Genomic DNA, 17577 nt, shown 5'->3' with positions numbered 1-17577 from the left:
AAATGAAACAATACCGTCATTCTCTTAAGAATTGTGGCATAACTCAAAGTATGTCTCGCAAAGGAAACTGTTATGACAATGCCGTTATTGAAAATTTCTTCGGTATCATGAAATCGGAATTTCTGTATCGAAAAGAATTTGAAAGTATAACACATTTCAAACAAGAGTTAGCAAAGTATATAGAATACTATAATCATAAAAGAATTAAGGCAAAATTAAAGGGTATGAGCCCAGTACAATACCGGGCTCATACCCTAGAGGCTGCCTAATGAAACGACCTGTCTAACTTTCGGGGGTCACTTCAAATTAGATGGCTTTTGTTATGTTACTCTATCGTTTCAACTTCACGTGGATTTTTCATCTCTTCCACATACACAACTCTAAATCCGTGATCTTCTAAATCTTTCAATAATGTCTCTAATTCACCGTCGTTAAACTCTTCTCCTAATGTAAACATAATTCTACGAACTAATAAGGCATCATTATCAAAAGTCATCAAACTTTGAATACCAGTGTATTTCTTTAAAACTGTCGATAACTTTTGGATTGCTCCATTATAGTCTTGCGTCCCAATCATGACAGAGTATTTACTAGAGTGAACGCCCCATGCATCCTCTAATAACTCAAAAACTTTTTTATGCGTTAAAATTCCAAGGAAAACCCCTTTTTCGTCAACTACTGATAAATAAGGCAATTTTTTTATTGTAAAAAATACTTTAAAGAAAGATGAATCTTCTCTCACAAATCCTTCTTTATCGTTTAATAATTGTATTACACTCTCATCAAGTGATCCTTTATATTCTAAAATATCTACTTTATATATATTCCCTAAAAATTTCTCTTTTTTTTCATCTAAAACTGGTACACAACGATACCCTGTTTTATTTAAATGCTCTAACGCTTCCCCTATCGTAATCGAACTTGAGCACAGTAAAACTTCCCTTTTCGGCACGTAATTCCCTTTAATCCTCATAAAAAGCCTCCTTATGTTAAAATACTTTCTGTGCCATAACTATATTATATTTTCAGAAAAAAATAAATAATTTATTTTATTTTTCTGAAAATTATTCATTTTCTTGTCATAATTTATTCATCAATCCTTCACTTGCATATTTTTGCTATCAAATCTTCTCTCTGAATTGCTGAATGAAAAATATATTGTAACTTCTTTCAAAAAAAGCTAAAATAAGAATAAGAATTTTCTGAATATTCCAAGAGCAGGTGGTTATATGTCCTTATTACACTCACATATATGTAAATTTATAATTGGTGTTATTGTTATTTTTGCCATAAGTCCTATTCCAGCTCTTTTTACTACACACAATTACTCTTATCAAAATGGATTTATTAGCATTTTTCAAAACTTCGCACAGCTTTCTTCTATATCAATTCCAAAGGTTGATTGGATGCATGAATCTATCTTTTTCTCAGCAAACCAAATGATACATACTTCTAATCATTCAACACCATTATTCCCTTACATATGGGAAATATATTTTATATCGATTGTTCGTTTTACTTTTACCCTTGCGATCGGATTTTTCATAAGTTTGGGTATCGGCCATTTATTTTTCAAATTACCTAACTCGTTTAAAAAGTTTACTACTGTATTAAATTGGATACCTTACTCTTTTTGCACTGTAGTATTACAATGTTCAGTCTTATTACTACTTCTATACGTTGCACAATTTATAAACCTTCCTTACTACTCATCTTTTATTATCGTATGTAGTACTTCCATGATTATCGTTATGCAAGCAGTACAAAAATGGATTCCTTTCTTGAAAAACAAAAATGAATATGAAATAAAACATGATTCTTTTCTTGTGGATACATTGTTTTTGGCGCTTACTTCGAATCATAAATCAATTTTAGGTTCCATTATTCTTTCATTCGTTTTTATGGAATGCGTTTTTCATGCAAATGGACTGTTACAATTTATCGTTCAATTTGGCGGAAATTCCCCCATAATTGTTACAATCGGCTTATTACTACTCTATATCCCTTATAGCATGCTTTCTTTCCTTCAAACACTATGGACCACAAATTACTCCAAGCAACAGTCATACACTTTAACGAGAAGTGTTCCAAAACCTTAATTTGAAATAACCCTCTATAATCTAAAAGTAGAGGGTTATTCCTTTTGTATAGCGGACAAAATAACAGCAAATTCAAAAACTATTACAGAAACATACCAATATTTACCCTTTTCCTTTGACTATTCTTTTCATTTGGATTTATTATAAAAGTATAACATAATTGCAGGAGGTGACATCTTTATTCCAAACCTTGGAATGGAGAATACACTTGGACATATTAAATATTTTTCTCATCTTTGTACTTATTCTTATTTCTGGCTTTTTCGTTGCATCAGAATTCGCTGTTGTAAAAGTACGAAAAAGTCGAATTGACCAACTTGCAAATGAAGGTAATAAACAAGCTTTAGCTGCAAGAAGTGTCATATCAAATTTAGATGTTTATTTATCAGCTTGTCAGCTCGGGATTACAATCACTTCTTTAGGGCTTGGTTGGCTTGGTGAACCGACTGTAGAACATTTGCTACGACCGCTCTTTGAAAAAATTAATATTACTGGAACAATGGCTAACACTTTATCTTTTATTATCGCTTTTAGCGTTATTACATTTTTCCACGTTGTATTAGGTGAGTTAGTTCCAAAGTCTTTCGCAATTCAAAAAGCAGAAGCAATCACACTTAAATTTGCAAGACCGCTTATTTTATTTGATAAAATTATGTATCCATTCATTTGGCTGCTCAATAGTACAGCTATATTTTTCACAAAACTACTCGGATTAGAACCTGCGAAAGAAAATGAACTGGCTCATTCTGAAGAGGAATTGCGACTCATATTAGGTGAAAGTTTTAAAAGTGGTGAAATAAACCAAACCGAATATAAATATGTAAATAACATTTTTGAATTTGATGATCGAGTTGCGAAAGAAATTATGGTTCCTCGTACCGAAATGATTTGCCTATCTACTGAAAATACGTTAGAAGAAAATATGGATATCGTCGCTACTGAAAAATATACACGCTATCCAATCATTGAAAAAGATAAAGATGATATTATCGGGATGATCAATACGAAAGAAGTATTCCATGATCAAACAAAAGGTATTTATAAACCACTTGAATCTTATATACATCCTGTTCTAACTGTATTTGAAACAGTTCCAATTCGTAAAACGTTAGTACATCTTCAAAAAAATCGTGTTCAGATGGCAATCGTTATGGATGAATATGGTGGAACTGCCGGGCTTTTAACGATGGAAGATATTCTTGAAGAAATCATTGGAGAAATTCAAGATGAATTCGATGCGGATGAATCACCTATGATTGAAAAACGTACGCCTAAGCTTACTGTTTTAGATGGAAAGGTGCTTATTTCTGAAGTAAATGATATCTTTGGCCTACATATTGATGATAGTGATTTAGATACAATCGGAGGATGGCTTCTCTCTCAAGCAATTGACTTAAATATTGAAGCTGGCTATTCCATTGAATATGCTGGTTTTCAATTTAAAGTATTAGAACTTGATGGACATCAAGTCAAAAAAGTTGCTGTACATAAACTAGATATTAAAAAGGAGCTATAAAGTGACTGTTTTATTAACAATTTGTATCATTGCCTGTTTCGTTGTTTCATTTCTCGCCTTTATTTATCCAATTATCCCTGGCATACTAGCTGTCTGGGCTGGATATTTGATTTACCATTTCGGTATAAATGGAGGAGAATTAACAACTTCTTTTTGGATTATTCAAATCATTTTTACTCTTTTCATTTTCGTTGCTGACTTTATTGCAAATGGATATTTTTTAAAAAAATACGGTAGTTCTAAATGGGGCGAACGTGTCGGAATGATTTCTATCATTGTCGGATCGTTCTTCTTCCCCCCATTCGGACTTATTATCATACCGTTCTTATCAGTATTTATAACAGAACTAGTGCATAAAAAAGCACCAAAAGATGCCTTTCTAGTTGGAGTCGCTACTGTAGTTGGTTTTTTAAGCAGTACAGTAGCGAAAGCAATTCTCCAAATCATTATGATTATCATCTTCGTATGTTATATCATCTTTTAACCATCCCGACTTCGGGATGGTTTTTTAATATGCAATACCTACTCGACTATTTTCATATATGTTTTTCTTGCATAGGTCCCATGCAAAGTGTGCTGTATCACCTACTGTAATTTTTGATCCACCTTCTGGCAATATATCTTTTTCAGTTCGATATACCTTTATCGCCTCACCGTCTATTAAATGTGTCGGACAAACAACTGTCCAACATAAATGATTACTATTACTTAGTACCTTATATGCAGCCAAATGATCTTCTGCTGCCGTTGTCGTTTTCCTTTTGGATTCCGTTGATTGAAAACGATATAAATTGGGATTTGATCTTGCTTGTAAAATACCAGCTGTTCCTATTGTAATGATTTTACGAACCCCTTTTTCTTCCATTTCCTTTATAATTTGTGGCATACTCTTCGCTAATGTTCCATTTTGATCCGTTCCAAGTGCACTAATTACTATATCACTTCCTTCTATCGCTTTCTTTATATCATTTTCGTTTAATACATTACCTTCTATCACTCGCAACCTTTCATGTTGTATTTCTATTCTACTTAAATCACGTGCTAATGCTGTCACTTCAGCTGAATCCTTTAGTGCTAATTTTATTATATTTGAACCTACTCGTCCCGTTGCTCCCAATATGCATACTTTCATTTATTTCCCTCCTCTTTCCTTCTTTCTCTATTTTTCAATACTCTCAATCAAATTACAACAAAAAAGCTTCCTCATATGTAAGAGGAAGCTCTATTATTACTTTATTTCTTTTCTTTAGAATCCGTAGACTTCTCAGTTCCACTTGTTTCTTTATCCTTTTTGTCCTCTTGTTGTGTAGTTGTATCTTCTTCTTTCTTCTTATCCTCACCTTTACTACAACCTACCATTAATAAAGAACTTGCAAGTGCCATAGCAGTCAATGATTTAACCCATTTGTTCATTTGCGTTTCCTCCTTGTGATAGAATATGTACAATCCCATATTACTCTCTATTTTTAAAGGAGAGATTGAAAAACAGTAAATATACGGTAAATTATTGTAAATTTTCTGATAACAAAACTTGATTTTAATTTATATATTCCATTTCCAATCGATACACAATAAAACTAGTTATTTTCTCTCAATGGACGTAAAAAACTAAGGCGCATACCATTCCGCCTTAGTTTCTCATGCAAACTTTTCATTTTCATATAGATGTGTAATCTTATATTCCTTCTTCATAACATATTGCCACACACTATAAGCGTAACGGTTCATTTTCAGGAAACAATTTTCCAAAAATGAGCGAAACTCCGGATTAGCAACTTCCACTGCAACTTGAGCAAACTTTAGTGCTAATCGTTTTAAATGCGAAATATATGCAGTAGCAATATAGATATCTCCTGTATCTTTATATTCCGTTTCCTCTTCTATTTCATGCAAATGAAATGGAAGAGGTTCACAAGTAATATGCTGTACATTCTCTCCTTCTTGAAAGTTCACTTGCTCATTATATGCTTGTAACATATATGGTAAATGCTGCTGCAATAACTCCTTTAATTCTTCGTCTCTCACCTCTACTGTATACTCCCCAACCTGATATATGAGCATATAACTATATCTCATTAATTCTTTCATACAGTCCATGAAAGTGCCTCCCTTCTCTATTGTCTATATGTTATAAATATGATGCTATAACGTTTGCCATTCTTGCTAAAAACCAATCCCATTTACTAATTTTCTCAAAGTCTTCTTCTGAAAATCTTTTTGATTTATGAAAGTCTACCTGTAATCGACTCCATACTTCATCAACAGCTGTTTTATCATATATGATACAGTTAGACTCACAATTTAAATAAAAACTTCTATTATCAAAATTCGCTGTCCCAATATCAACAATTTCTCCATCAATGATTGTTACTTTCCCGTGAAAAAAACCATTCTGATATTGATAGATCTCAGCTCCAACATGGTTCATCTCTTTCAAATACGGATAAGCAGCTTGTTTTAACAATATGGCATCACTTTTAAACGGTACGAGAATTTTCACATTGACACCCCGGTTTAATGCATCTTTTAACTCTTTCATCATTTCTTTACTTGGTACAAAATATGGCGTAGCAATAATTAAAGATTTTTTAGCCTGCTTTAATAGTGCTCCATATTTTTCCCATAAACCTTTTCCATCTGAAAATAAATATTGATATTTCACATTCCCTAATGTAGGTATACTTTCATGTATAGGCATTTTTTCTCCTGTATCTTCTTTCCAATCAGCAGCAAATTTTCTTTCCATATCCGTGGCACCATTCCCCTTGACTCGTACATGATAATCACGCCACGGACCAAATTTCGGATTTTGTCCAAGATACTCCTTTCCAATGTTAAAGCCGCCGATATATGATACTTTTCCGTCAATCGTAACAATACGTCTATGATTCCGTTGATGCAAAGAATAGAACACATTTTTCAGTTTCAGTTTCTTACTAAATGTAAACTTCACACCGTTTTCTTTTAATCGGCTAATTACCTTTTTCTTCAGCTTATATCCGCCTACCCGATCGACTGACAATTTCACTTCTACTCCGCTAGATGCTTTTTTCTCTAATAACTGTAAAAACTCTTGGCTTATTTCGTCTTTTCCTACAATATAAAAATGGATATATATATACTTTTCTGCATCGTTTATATCGTCAAATAATTTCCTATATAACTCTTCACCGTTCGTATATAGTTGAAATTCACCTAATCGAACTTTTCCTAATTCATATTCACTAGCCATTTCCTTCCCCATTTCTACATCGATATTCATCCAAATGAATACACCTATTAAACAAAGGATTATAGCGAAAAAGTACTTCATGGATAAATTCCTTTCTCCACTTACTGTTATTTCTATATCTTCCCTTTTTTATTACATTATCATTCAAGAAAATATGTCATTACATGATATATGTCCATATCAAACAATAGCTCATTTGCATATTGTATGTTGTATCTTAAAATAAAAGGAGGAAATAACAATGGGCTTCGCACATGGTAATGGATTTGCGCTATTAGTCGTATTATTTATCCTCTTAATCATCGTCGGTGCTGCTTGCTTCTGCTAAGTAGCTACTGTCATATGATATGTGGATGAAAAAATTATAAAAGCGGACACCTATTTTTTAGGTGTCCGCTTTTCATTTTAAAATCATTTCCGCCTGCTATAGTAACTTAAATGGCTAAATATTCATCTCAAAAAGTTAACAATGTAGCTACTTTCTTACTCTCTGCCTTACGTATATGACGCTGTTCTGCACGTAATACAGCAATACGATGTAATTCTTTCTCTTCTTCTGTTTCAGGGATAACACGCGGTACAGGAACTGGATTATTTTCCTTACTAAGTGCAACAAAAGCAACAAATGACGTTGCCGCTATACGCTTCTCACCTGAGATTAAATCTTCAGCCACTACCTTCACAAACACTTCCATCGAAGTTCTCCCCGTCCAAATTACGAAAGATTCATAACTAACACAATCTGAAGAACGAACAGGATGTAAGAAATCAACCCAGTCCATAGATGCTGTGACACATTCCTTTCTCGAATGTCTGGATGCTGAAATAGAAGCAACCATATCCATCTCCGCTAATATCTTCCCACCAAATAGCGTGTTATGATCATTTAAATCTGTTGGAAATACTCGGCTCGTTTTGAACACTCTTGACTCATTGGCAGTTTTTCCTTTTACTTCCGTCATTGTTATCACCCCTTTAATGATTTATCCCTAACATTTTAATAGTCACTATACTAAATGAACTACACATTTAATATTAACAACATTCAGAACTTTTAGTCCACAAAAAAGAACCGATTTTATCAATCGGCTCCTCTAAATACATATTGTTCTTTCGGCTGTTCAACTTTATTCCATTTTGTTATTTCTAATACAGGAATATTTGCATGAAACGGCTGATAAAACTCAGTAGTTATCTCTCCTTCTACTTGAATCCAGTCATCATTATTCCACTCTACACCTTCTGGTTTTTTCACTAACATACCATACACACCAGAATCTGCTACGCAATGTATAATACCGAAACGGAATAAGAAGTATTGTTCTTTTTTAGATGAATCATCTCTGAAAACAAACCCTTTATAGGATAATTTTTTCCCAGTAAACTCACCAGGATAATTATAAATTGTCTCCATCCCTTTTAGAAAATCTTCGTCTTTTAAATTAATACTATCTTTCGTAACAAATTCTTTTTTACCTTTTTCCATTACACCTCGGTATCCTTCTTTCCCGTAATAAATGCTCGTATCAGGTCTTAGAAATTGCCTTGTCATAAATGGATCTTTACTTTCTGCTTGTGCTACTGGAAAATGAAATCCCTTCGCCTTAACAATGTCGGAATCTAATGTTGCAATCGGGAAAAACAATCCTGTGACTATCGGAAAACAAAACAATGTGTACGAAAATGCTTTTTTCCACCACGTATTCTCATCTTTTGAATGATCATGTCCGCAATGGCTATGATCGCAACCACAATTGTGCTGTTCCTTCTCTTTTTGATGTTCTTTTTGGAAAACGATAATAATTTGAACAATCGTTAAGAATCCTAAAATAATAGCTGCTGTTGTTGATAAATAGGCATACTTCATATTGATATACTTCGTAATATTGCCTGAAATATGAAGCTGCGCAATTAATATTGTAAAACCTAATAATATATACGCTCGAAACATAACCTACCACCCTATCGCATAAATGAGTAGTGAGCTTGCATAAACAACAAGTGTAACTGTAACTGTAACGACAATTACAAATTTTGTTTTAAATGTCGCAAGCATCATAAACATATTTTTAATATCCACCATTGGTCCGTAAACAAGGAACGCGACAAGTGATGCTGTTGAAAATGTACTTTGGAATGACGAAGCAATAAATGCATCTGCTTCTGAACAAAGTGATAAAATGTAAGCAAGTCCCATCATAACAGCTGGTGAAGAGAACGGCCCTTGTCCTATAGCAAGAAGTGTTGAAGTTTGTACAAACGTTTGAACTGCAGCCGCAATTAACGCACCTAATACTAAATATTTTCCCATCGAGAAAAATTCCTCAACAGCATGCGTACACACATCCCACATTTTTTTACGTAATGGACGCTTATGATTCACTTCTGGGAAGTGATCATCTCTTAATTGATGTTCTTTAAACATAAATGATAATATAATTCCAACGATAATGGCTACAATAATCGCTACAATAGAACGATACCATACCATGTGCATACTACTTCCAAAGGCAACGTATGTTGCAAATAAAACAACTGGATTAATAATTGGCCCAGTTAACATAAATGCAATTCCAGCATATGGCGGAACCCCTTTTCCGATTAATCGCCTTACAATCGGAACGATTCCACATTCACAGCCCGGAAACATCATCCCTAAAAAAGTAGCCATTAAAACAGACAGAAATCGGTTTTTCGGCATCCATTTTGCTACCATATCTTCTGTAACAAACATTTGAATGAATCCTGAAATAAATACACCAATGAGCACGAAAGGAAGTGCCTCGATTAATATGGAGATAAAAATTGTATTCATTTGCAGGAATGCTTTCGGTAATTGAAACAATTCCATGATGTATTTCCTCCAACTTTTCATTAACAATATGTAATTTTAACCCCATTTCATTAATTGGACAAGGTTTATATGGAATACATACCCTTTATATACATTACATTGTACAAGTTATATTCTATTCAAAATTTGAGATTTCATAGCAAAAAAGCTGCTCTAGCGCAGTTGTATAACTATGCTAGAGCAGCTTTCCTATCGTTAAAAGTAACGTTTCTTCCAAAATACAAATGCTAAAGCGCAAGATAATGTTGCACATATTATGAGTACAATTACAAAACCTTGAGCCTCACCTTCAAATGGAACCTTTACGTTCATTCCAAAGAAACTAGAAACCATCGTCGGTAAAGATAAAATGATTGTAATTGACGTTAACAGTTTCATAACACTATTTAAATTATTTGATATAACGGAGCTAAAAGTATTCATCATTCCACTTAAAATGTGACTATATATTTCCGCCATTTCAATAGCCTGTTTATTTTCAATTAATACATCTTCTAATAAATCTTGATCGTCTTCATACATTTTTAAAAATGTACTGTTACGCATTAACTTTTGAATTACAATTTTATTAGCCTTTAATGACGTCGTAAAGTATACTAAACTTTTCTCAAGGCCTAGCAATGTGAAAATCTCTTTATTTTTCATCGACTTATTTAATTGATGCTCTAAATCAATTGTTTTTCGATTTATTTGCTTTAAGTATCTTAAATAATAAGTAGAAATCGTATATAAGAGCTGAAGTGCAAAGCGCGTCTTCTTAAACGTATAAAATTCTTTAATACGTTGATTAATAAAACGTTCAAAAATTGGATTCTCTTCTAAGCAAATTGTAACAAAACAATCCGGCATCACAATCATACCTATTGGAATCGTGTCATAAATCGAATTTCCTTCTTCGTCATGTCTAACTGTCGGAATATCCACGATAATTAAAGTATTATTGTCTTCCTTTTCAATACGAGAGCGTTCTTCATCATCCAAAGGATCTTTAATGAAATCTAAGTCTACATTTAAAGTTTGTACTAGATATTGAATTTCTTCTTCTGTTGGATGAAGTACATTAATCCAGCATCCCTTTTGCATTTCCTCAATCTCTTGTAGTTTTCCGTTTCGGTCTGTTAAATATATATTTAACATACTATCACCCCGATTCTTTTTACATGTAGGAATCTACCTCTCTTAAATCACAGTTTTTAAACCGACATTCTCAGCATATGAAACATACGTTTAAATTTCAATAGAAAAATTATTTTGAAAACGTTTTTATAGGAAAAATATTATAAAGTGAAACTTTAATCAGTAGGTAGCTTTATCCCCCGCTGATTATTAGCCCTCACAAATCGGGATTTTACGGGCAGCCCGCCCCCCAACCAAACTTCTTTTCTTTCGCTGCATTTTGAGGTGAGGGTCTCACTGCCCGTTAAAGCGGGATAAACATAGAAAAAGACAGAGTGCTCTCTGCCTTAAAAGCTTATGTTGCCTTTATAACATATTTAGAAAGCATCCACAAGTTAAACCCGACTGAAATCGTATAGCCCGCGTATGTTGAAATGATAAAACTTACATAATCGAAATACGGAAGCAATACAATATTTAGAACTATCTTCATAATAATTCCAATCACTAGTCCTAGCACCGTCTTCTGCTGTTGATTGATTCCTTGTAGCATAGCAGCCGTTACTGTAAAAAGAGAAAATAGTATGCAAGCAGGAGCATAATACTGTAAAATGATTCTCCCCACCTCTGGATCATTTCCAGCACCGAATAAAAGAGTATATACAGGTTTGGCTAACACCATCATTCCAATTGCCGCCGGTACCGTAATCGCTACTACTAATACATTTGTTCTCGTAAAATGTTTGTACAATAGCTTCGTATTTCCTGCTGTGTAAGCTTTCGTCATCTCTGGTACGAGAGACATACTAAAAGCTGTGGCAACGGATACCGGGATGAGCACAACCATTTGAACAAGACCAATTATCGCATTAATTTTTTCCGCTTCTCCTTGCATATACCCTATTTGTATAAGTAGTTTATTAATTGTAAATGTATCAATCGTCTGATACAACGGAATTGCTAAGCCCACCACAACAAAAGGAATAGAATATGTAAAGAGCTCCTTATAAAGCGAGAAAAAAGATTTCGTTGTTTGTGATATACTTGCCATTTCTTTTTTCTTTAAGTGCCTTCTCCTTCTCATATAATACGCACTTAAAACAGTTAATCCACCTACCGCTCCCATAAAGGCACCAAATGTTGAAATACCAACTGCTAGCGAGACAGATGCTTTTAAAATATATAAAACGACAAAGCTTCCTATTAAAATGGTTAAAACCCGAAAAAATTGCTCTACAACTACACTTAATGCAGAAGGCCCCATCGATTGGAATCCTTGAAAGAAGCCCCTTAATAAACTCATTACTGGCACAAGTATTAACGCAAAACTTACAATTCGAATATTAGTAGTAACCGCTCCTACACTATTCCCCGTTTGATCATTCCCATCGATGACAAGCTTAGCTAAATGCGGAGCTAACATATATAACGTAAAACACGAAATGACTCCCATTATAAACATAAACACGATTCCACTTTTCAACACTCTCTTAACCGTATGATAATCATTCAGTTGATCATATTTTGATACCATTTTTGAAACTGCAAGTGGTAATCCCATTGTCGCAATGCTGAGCATAATTGTATAAGGGCGATATGCATACGTATATAAAACGTATCCACTCGTACCGACCATTGCTGTAAATGGTATAACATATATAAATCCTAACATTTTTGATATCATCGTTGCCATCGTTAAAAATATCGTTCCACGTATAAACGGTGACCCTTTCATCACATTCCTCCGCTACGCTTTATTATTATACATTATGGACAACTCTTTTTTTTTAGAACCGAACCGAAACAAATAAAAAAAGCCAATGAAAAATCATTGACTTTAACGCGCTGCTTTTTTCTTTTTGAAATACTTTAAACCAAAGTATAGAGCAATAAAAAGAACAGCTCCTATAATTATGTAATGTGTGTAATCAGATGCATACTCTTTAATTTGTCGCCAATTCCCACCAAGTTTTTCACCTAAGTATATAAATAGAATTGACCACGGAATGATCGCTACAACCGTATAAAGTGTAAATAGTTTTAATGGCATCTTAGCTAGTCCTGCTGGAATAGAGATCGCATGACGTACTACTGGGATAAAGCGCGCAGAAAATATTACGCCTGCTCCATAACGCTTAAACCAACCTTCCGCTATGTCTAAATGATGTTTATTAATAAGTAGATACTTCCCATATTTCTCTACAACCGGACGCCCTCCGTAGTATCCAAGCCAGTATAAAAAGATTTGTGCTAAAGTACCACCAATCGTTCCGGCGATAACTGCACCAACAAAACTAATTTTACCATTCGCTACTAAAAAGCCAGCATACGAAAGTACAATTTCACTTGGGATTACTTCAATCATTAAAGCAAGAGCTACCCCAAAGTAACCTAAGCTTGCAAAAAATTGCAATAACTGATCTATTATGTTTGCTAACATGTTCTTTTTTATCTCCTTTTTTCTTCACATACCATCCCATTATTACATAAAGGCTGCAATCTGCCAATATCTTCATTTTAACAATATGTACAATTCAAGCAGGATTAATCTATTAATTTCTCTTTCTGCGGGTCTTTCATGTAGGCAAACATCTCTTTAATTTGGTCTTCTGTATTTCTAGCAAATGATAAATAAGGCAATTCATTTTCACCAAAAAACTCCACCTCTTCTGTTTCAATGCTAGTTTTCTTTTCTCCACCAATAATCTCGCATCCAATGAAAATCTTATATACATGCGTTGCCGATGGAGATGGTTGATGTTTTTCTTTATCAAATATAGCTAGTAACTTAAAATGATCTACCTCATAACCAGTCTCTTCAAAAACCTCTTTTGCTGCAACTTCGGTTGGCGTATAACCGACATCAGCCCATCCACCTGGCAATGCCCATTTCCCATCGCTTTTTTCTTTCACAAATAATAACTTTTCATTTTGAAAAATAACTGCTCTTATATCAACTTTAGGTGTTTGATAGCCTGTCTCACTTGCAAATAATTTCTCTACGACTTCCCAATCTGTTTTCGTGTAATGTGACATCATTGAAATAGAAATATCTCGTAATTGCTGGAAACGCTCAATATCATACACATCCTTAGAATACGTTAAACCCGCTTGAGCTATAGATTGTATTTGTTTTACCCAATCAATCCATTTAATTTTCATATATCCGCATCCCCATTCTCTATGAAATATATTACTTCATTTTTATTGATACATCTTTATTATACAAAAAAAAGAGATTGATAACGTTTCAATCTCTTTCAAAATTAATCCAATTCATGTAAGTGGTCTTGTATATATTTTCTTCTTTTATTTATATATTCATAAATCATATCAGCCTCTTGATCAAATGTTTCTAATTTTTCTTTCATGTATGGATCTTGTAGTAAATATGGACGAATCAATTCACACAACCCTTCTACTTTCGGCCTCATAACCGAAACTGTAAATTGATTTTCTAATATTTCTTCTAAAATACTTCGATACTGCTTTCTAAATACAGGTATGTCTAGCAATCTTGCACTTAACGTATTATACCCTTGAATGCGAATATATTCATGATTAAGTGGTCTCCCTTGTACATCTCGCCCCCAAGTCGCATCATAATCCCACGGTATAACTTCAAATAAGTTTGTTTCATCGTTATGATATAGTGCATAGTTATGAACAAAACCATCAAAGTTTTGCGTAAAAATAACTCCTGCTAACCATCGTAAATATTTATCTACATGTAGAAACTTCCCAATTTCTTTTTCATAGGCTTCCCTCGTCAAAGTATTCGCTTGAAATACAAATTCACTCAATTGTTCTTCACTATTTTTATTCGAATATTTAAATTCATAACCCGCAAAAAGCTCCGTCTTAACATCTTTATCTCGTTCACTCATTAATGAAAAATTCGCATCATCATCTATCGCATAATAAATAGAACCACTCGGTAATCCTCTATTTTTCAAAAAATTTTCATCAACGGATTCTAACTGTAAATACACACCTTGAATTTGACCATTAATTTTTATAAATACATGTTGTGATTTTGGCGAAAGTACACCAATATCATGAAAAAAATCTAAAGATAATTTATTTCGTATGAGAGACGGATCCATAAACTCCGAATTCAAATGAAACTCTTTCGCACCTTGAAATTTTTTAGGCTTATAAAACATAACATGATAAGACTTTTTCTCAAATTCGCGAATATGAGCTCCTCGGTATACGATATCAATATCATACTTCTTTTTTCCATAAGTTAATTTTGCTGGCACTGGACTATCTGACCAAATGTCCTTTTTCAATTCCACTAAGTACATTGGATGAACAAAAAAATCATATGAAGGCAGCATGTTTTCTCATCCCTTCTCAGTTCTTTTCATTCAATGTATGCGCCTTGTCTTGTCCATACATCCGCTATCATCTATTTATAGAAAATTACACTCTTGTCCTGTTCAGAAAGATGCCTATATACATATCATGTTAAGGAAAAAGAATACCTTTTCAACTTAATACATGATAAGGAGGATTTCTATGAAACGTGATATTAGAAAAGCTGTTGAAGAAATCAAAAGTGCTGGGATGGAGGATTTCTTACACCAAGATCCAAGTACTTTTGAATGCGATGATGATTGCTCTTCAAAAGTTGAATGTAGCGATGATTGTAATTGCCCAAGAACAAGATGTACTCGTGTGAAACATTGTACTTTCGTTACAAAATGTACTCATGTAAAAAAATGGACATTTGTTACGAAATGTACTCGCGTACGCGTTCAAAAATGGACGTTCGTTACGAAAGTAACACGTAGAAAAGAATGCGTTTTAGTTACAAAACGTACGCGTAGAAAACATTGTACTTTCGTTACAAAATGTGTACGCTTTGAAAAGAAATTTTACTGGACTAAACGATGTTACTGTAAAAAATGCGAGTTCTTCCCTAACGGACACGGTGGCTCTTGCGATGATTCATGTGATCATGGTAAAGACTGTCACGATAGCGGACACAAATGGAATGATTGCAAAGGCGGACATAAATTCCCATCTTGCAAAAATAAGAAATTCGATCACTTCTGGTATAAAAAACGTAACTGCTAGTTTTTATACCACCAAAAAAAGGCCGTTTTGCGGCCTTTTTTATATTTATTGAAAGTGACTTATATCTGCAAATTGTTTCACTTTACCAATACCCTCTTCAAATTCTATTATGCTCAAACTGGCACTATGCATAAATGGATCATCCCACACATTTTCTATTTCAATTCGCGCGAAATGCCCTACAAGTAATTTTGCTGCTGCCGCATGAGAAACAATCAATATGTTTTGTCCTTTATGCTTCTCTAAAAGAAGATGCACCCCTTCAATTACTCTTTCATAAACGGCCTCAAAATTTTCGCCTGATGTTGACTGAAAAAGATGTGGCTCATTCCAAAATAGATGTACTTCTTCTGGAAATTGCTTTTCTATATCCGCGATTGTTTCTCCTTCCCATATACCCATGTTGATTTCATAGAAATGCTCATCCGCTATAATGGGTATATCACGTTCCCCCTTTATTAACTCTGCCGTATGAAGTGTTCTTTCGCTCGGACTACTATAGATCGCATGGATTGGTAAATCTTTCATTCGATTTCCTAATTGTTTCGCCTGAACTATACCATTTTCAGTTAAAGCAGAATTTTTTCGTCCCTGCATTCGCTTCGCTACATTCCACTCTGTTTCACCATGCCTTGTTACATATATAGTTGTTTTCATTTCTTACTCCCCCTCACCATGTTGGTCGTAATTCCCACGGTTCAACTCTCCCTACAATCCACTCCGCTCGTTTACTTTCAATCCCTTTTATAACTCCATCAGCTATCTCTTCATGAGTAAGCCATTTTCCATATGTATCTTCTAAAATAAAACCTAAAATAATTCTATGATAAATACATCGCGTACTCCCCATTTTTTGTGCAGGCATACGTGATGCTTTACTACCTAAAATATGAAATAAACTATATGTTTTAGACGACAAATCTAGTTCTTTACAAATATTTGATAGTGCATGTTTTGCACTTGTGTGTACCCATGCAACAACTAATGTGATCGGGCCATTTTTCTTAATTGTACTTTTAATAGCTAGCTTTACATCTTCATCATTATGATAATCTAACGAAAGGCATGTAATATTTTCTGGTGCAGAACTCATTTGCTTAACATTTTCTAATTTCACTTCGTCTCGCCCGATAATAGAAACATAAAATCCTTTCTCACAAAGCCACATAGAAACTTTCTTTAGCATTCCTGTTCCACCAATTACAAGTGCATGCAAATACTATCCCTCCCTAATAAAATGTCATATGAGGTTTCTCATCTCTATAATAATTTAAACGGTCTTGCAGTGTCCCTGAGTGAAATTCAAATTTATGACCGTCAGGATCAACAAAGTATATAGATTCGCAATCTCTTACATCACGTTCTCTTCCTTGTAAAATATGAACATCATTTTCTTCTAATCGCTTTATTAGACATTTAAAGTCTTCTTGTTCAACAGAAAATGCAATGTGCGTATAAGATTGATGAATCTCATTTCTCGGAATATGCGTCTCTTCATTAAGCGCTATCCACACTCCACATATGTTAAAATAAGCCAATTCCCTTCCTTTAACTAATAATTCTCCTTCTAATACTTTTTCATAAAACATAATAGAGTTTTCTAAATTAGATACCGAAAAACAAATATGATTGATTCCCCTTAACAACTATAATTCCTCCTTATACAAATAAAAGA

22 protein-coding genes are annotated in these 17577 nt (G+C 33.8%); 6 read left to right on the top strand and 16 right to left on the bottom strand.

From position 1 onward, the window contains the following. Positions 1–269, top strand: a 269-nt coding sequence (locus tag BAQ53_RS09640) for an IS3 family transposase (RefSeq protein WP_208905809.1), incomplete at its 5' end; no start/stop codon positions are given. 56 nt (positions 270–325) lie between these two features. Here BAQ53_RS09640 and cbpA read toward each other — a convergent pair. Then, on the bottom strand, positions 326–973 hold the full coding sequence (gene cbpA / locus BAQ53_RS09635; protein WP_001220526.1) for a cyclic di-AMP binding protein CbpA: 648 nt from the start codon (positions 971–973) through the stop codon (positions 326–328). A gap of 256 nt (positions 974–1229) precedes the next feature. On the opposite strand from cbpA, the gene BAQ53_RS09630 reads away from it, so the two are divergent. The 3 genes from BAQ53_RS09630 (at position 1230) to BAQ53_RS09620 (ending at position 4099) form a co-directional block, all read left to right on the top strand. Continuing rightward, on the top strand, positions 1230–2099 hold the full coding sequence (locus tag BAQ53_RS09630; protein WP_061884087.1) for a hypothetical protein: 870 nt from the start codon (positions 1230–1232) through the stop codon (positions 2097–2099). 208 nt (positions 2100–2307) lie between these two features. Next, positions 2308–3615 (top strand): hemolysin family protein, encoded by a 1308-nt coding sequence (locus BAQ53_RS09625; RefSeq protein ID WP_000353731.1) that lies wholly within the window; start codon positions 2308–2310, stop codon positions 3613–3615. A gap of 1 nt (position 3616) precedes the next feature. Next, positions 3617–4099, top strand: coding sequence for a DUF456 domain-containing protein (locus BAQ53_RS09620; protein ID WP_000217337.1), 483 nt, complete (start codon positions 3617–3619; stop codon positions 4097–4099). Between the two features lie 24 nt (positions 4100–4123). On the opposite strand, the gene BAQ53_RS09615 is transcribed toward BAQ53_RS09620, so the two are convergent. From BAQ53_RS09615 to cls, 4 genes are all read right to left on the bottom strand, one after another. Further along, positions 4124–4747 carry an NAD(P)-dependent oxidoreductase gene (locus tag BAQ53_RS09615; protein WP_000861628.1) on the bottom strand — a complete coding sequence of 208 codons (624 nt, stop codon included), beginning with the start codon at positions 4745–4747 and terminating at the stop codon, positions 4124–4126. A gap of 101 nt (positions 4748–4848) precedes the next feature. Continuing rightward, positions 4849–5028 (bottom strand): hypothetical protein, encoded by a 180-nt coding sequence (locus BAQ53_RS09610; RefSeq protein WP_001045967.1) that lies wholly within the window; start codon positions 5026–5028, stop codon positions 4849–4851. 225 nt (positions 5029–5253) lie between these two features. After that, positions 5254–5712, bottom strand: a complete 459-nt coding sequence (locus BAQ53_RS09605; RefSeq protein ID WP_000340562.1) for a spore coat protein — start codon at positions 5710–5712, stop codon at positions 5254–5256. A gap of 31 nt (positions 5713–5743) precedes the next feature. Continuing rightward, entirely contained in the window at positions 5744–6928 is a 1185-nt protein-coding gene (gene cls, locus BAQ53_RS09600) for a cardiolipin synthase (RefSeq protein ID WP_208906806.1), read from the bottom strand. A 160-nt stretch (positions 6929–7088) separates the two neighbouring features. Here cls and BAQ53_RS09595 point away from each other — a divergent pair, with 160 nt between their 5' ends. After that, entirely contained in the window at positions 7089–7175 is an 87-nt protein-coding gene (locus BAQ53_RS09595) for a YjcZ family sporulation protein (protein WP_000505094.1), read from the top strand. A 127-nt stretch (positions 7176–7302) separates the two neighbouring features. Here BAQ53_RS09595 and BAQ53_RS09590 read toward each other — a convergent pair whose 3' ends face one another. The 8 genes from BAQ53_RS09590 to cotH form a co-directional block, all read right to left on the bottom strand. After that, positions 7303–7809: an acyl-CoA thioesterase gene (locus BAQ53_RS09590; protein WP_131251384.1), complete on the bottom strand. Its 507-nt coding sequence runs from the start codon at positions 7807–7809 to the stop codon at positions 7303–7305. A gap of 119 nt (positions 7810–7928) precedes the next feature. Further along, entirely contained in the window at positions 7929–8798 is an 870-nt protein-coding gene (locus BAQ53_RS09585; protein WP_208906805.1) for a TIGR03943 family putative permease subunit, read from the bottom strand. A gap of 3 nt (positions 8799–8801) precedes the next feature. After that, positions 8802–9698, bottom strand: coding sequence for a permease (locus BAQ53_RS09580; protein ID WP_000418723.1), 897 nt, complete (start codon positions 9696–9698; stop codon positions 8802–8804). 198 nt (positions 9699–9896) lie between these two features. Next, on the bottom strand, positions 9897–10838 hold the full coding sequence (locus BAQ53_RS09575) for a magnesium transporter CorA family protein (RefSeq protein ID WP_000932387.1): 942 nt from the start codon (positions 10836–10838) through the stop codon (positions 9897–9899). 334 nt (positions 10839–11172) lie between these two features. Further along, positions 11173–12552 carry a putative polysaccharide biosynthesis protein gene (locus BAQ53_RS09570; RefSeq protein ID WP_000678843.1) on the bottom strand — a complete coding sequence of 460 codons (1380 nt, stop codon included), beginning with the start codon at positions 12550–12552 and terminating at the stop codon, positions 11173–11175. Between the two features lie 102 nt (positions 12553–12654). Further along, on the bottom strand, positions 12655–13257 hold the full coding sequence (gene uptA, locus BAQ53_RS09565; protein ID WP_000880691.1) for an undecaprenyl phosphate transporter UptA: 603 nt from the start codon (positions 13255–13257) through the stop codon (positions 12655–12657). Between the two features lie 104 nt (positions 13258–13361). Beyond that, positions 13362–13979: an NUDIX hydrolase N-terminal domain-containing protein gene (locus BAQ53_RS09560; protein ID WP_208906804.1), complete on the bottom strand. Its 618-nt coding sequence runs from the start codon at positions 13977–13979 to the stop codon at positions 13362–13364. A gap of 104 nt (positions 13980–14083) precedes the next feature. Beyond that, complete coding sequence (cotH, locus tag BAQ53_RS09555) at positions 14084–15160, bottom strand: spore coat protein CotH (RefSeq protein WP_000938002.1); 1077 nt, start codon at positions 15158–15160, stop codon at positions 14084–14086. A 181-nt stretch (positions 15161–15341) separates the two neighbouring features. Between cotH and exsB the strand changes: the two genes are divergently transcribed. After that, positions 15342–15902 (top strand): exosporium protein ExsB, encoded by a 561-nt coding sequence (gene exsB, locus BAQ53_RS09550; protein WP_000817483.1) that lies wholly within the window; start codon positions 15342–15344, stop codon positions 15900–15902. Between the two features lie 45 nt (positions 15903–15947). Here exsB and BAQ53_RS09545 read toward each other — a convergent pair whose 3' ends face one another. The 3 genes from BAQ53_RS09545 to fosB are packed head-to-tail and all read right to left on the bottom strand — an operon-like array spanning position 15948 to position 17548. Next, on the bottom strand, positions 15948–16559 hold the full coding sequence (locus BAQ53_RS09545; protein WP_000858824.1) for a phosphoserine phosphatase 1: 612 nt from the start codon (positions 16557–16559) through the stop codon (positions 15948–15950). Positions 16560–16572: 13 nt separating this feature from the next. Then, positions 16573–17118 carry a short-chain dehydrogenase gene (locus BAQ53_RS09540; RefSeq protein ID WP_000543109.1) on the bottom strand — a complete coding sequence of 182 codons (546 nt, stop codon included), beginning with the start codon at positions 17116–17118 and terminating at the stop codon, positions 16573–16575. A 13-nt stretch (positions 17119–17131) separates the two neighbouring features. Then, entirely contained in the window at positions 17132–17548 is a 417-nt protein-coding gene (fosB, locus tag BAQ53_RS09535) for a FosBx1 family fosfomycin resistance bacillithiol transferase (protein ID WP_061884085.1), read from the bottom strand. Positions 17549–17577: the final 29 nt, after the last annotated feature.

Source organism: Bacillus sp. B25(2016b), from assembly GCF_001679765.1.
GTDB lineage: Bacteria > Bacillota > Bacilli > Bacillales > Bacillaceae_G > Bacillus_A > Bacillus_A thuringiensis_K.
The sequence above is the reverse complement of the archived record's forward strand: the minus strand, read 5'-3'. Positions and strand labels throughout refer to the sequence as shown.

Excerpts from the sequence above, each read along its gene's own strand:
- cbpA (WP_001220526.1), bottom strand. The coding sequence starts at position 973 with ATGAGGATTAAAGGGAATTACGTGCCGAAAAGGGAAGTTTTACTGTGC.
- BAQ53_RS09630 (WP_061884087.1), top strand. The coding sequence starts at position 1,230 with ATGTCCTTATTACACTCACATATATGTAAATTTATAATTGGTGTTATT.
- BAQ53_RS09615 (WP_000861628.1), bottom strand. The coding sequence starts at position 4,747 with ATGAAAGTATGCATATTGGGAGCAACGGGACGAGTAGGTTCAAATATA.
- BAQ53_RS09610 (WP_001045967.1), bottom strand. The coding sequence starts at position 5,028 with ATGAACAAATGGGTTAAATCATTGACTGCTATGGCACTTGCAAGTTCT.
- BAQ53_RS09605 (WP_000340562.1), bottom strand. The coding sequence starts at position 5,712 with ATGGACTGTATGAAAGAATTAATGAGATATAGTTATATGCTCATATAT.
- cls (WP_208906806.1), bottom strand. The coding sequence starts at position 6,928 with ATGAAGTACTTTTTCGCTATAATCCTTTGTTTAATAGGTGTATTCATT.
- BAQ53_RS09595 (WP_000505094.1), top strand. The coding sequence starts at position 7,089 with ATGGGCTTCGCACATGGTAATGGATTTGCGCTATTAGTCGTATTATTT.
- BAQ53_RS09590 (WP_131251384.1), bottom strand. The coding sequence starts at position 7,809 with ATGACGGAAGTAAAAGGAAAAACTGCCAATGAGTCAAGAGTGTTCAAA.
- BAQ53_RS09585 (WP_208906805.1), bottom strand. The coding sequence starts at position 8,798 with ATGTTTCGAGCGTATATATTATTAGGTTTTACAATATTAATTGCGCAG.
- BAQ53_RS09580 (WP_000418723.1), bottom strand. The coding sequence starts at position 9,698 with ATGGAATTGTTTCAATTACCGAAAGCATTCCTGCAAATGAATACAATT.
- BAQ53_RS09575 (WP_000932387.1), bottom strand. The coding sequence starts at position 10,838 with ATGTTAAATATATATTTAACAGACCGAAACGGAAAACTACAAGAGATT.
- BAQ53_RS09570 (WP_000678843.1), bottom strand. The coding sequence starts at position 12,552 with ATGAAAGGGTCACCGTTTATACGTGGAACGATATTTTTAACGATGGCA.
- uptA (WP_000880691.1), bottom strand. The coding sequence starts at position 13,257 with ATGTTAGCAAACATAATAGATCAGTTATTGCAATTTTTTGCAAGCTTA.
- BAQ53_RS09560 (WP_208906804.1), bottom strand. The coding sequence starts at position 13,979 with ATGAAAATTAAATGGATTGATTGGGTAAAACAAATACAATCTATAGCT.
- cotH (WP_000938002.1), bottom strand. The coding sequence starts at position 15,160 with ATGCTGCCTTCATATGATTTTTTTGTTCATCCAATGTACTTAGTGGAA.
- exsB (WP_000817483.1), top strand. The coding sequence starts at position 15,342 with ATGAAACGTGATATTAGAAAAGCTGTTGAAGAAATCAAAAGTGCTGGG.
- BAQ53_RS09545 (WP_000858824.1), bottom strand. The coding sequence starts at position 16,559 with ATGAAAACAACTATATATGTAACAAGGCATGGTGAAACAGAGTGGAAT.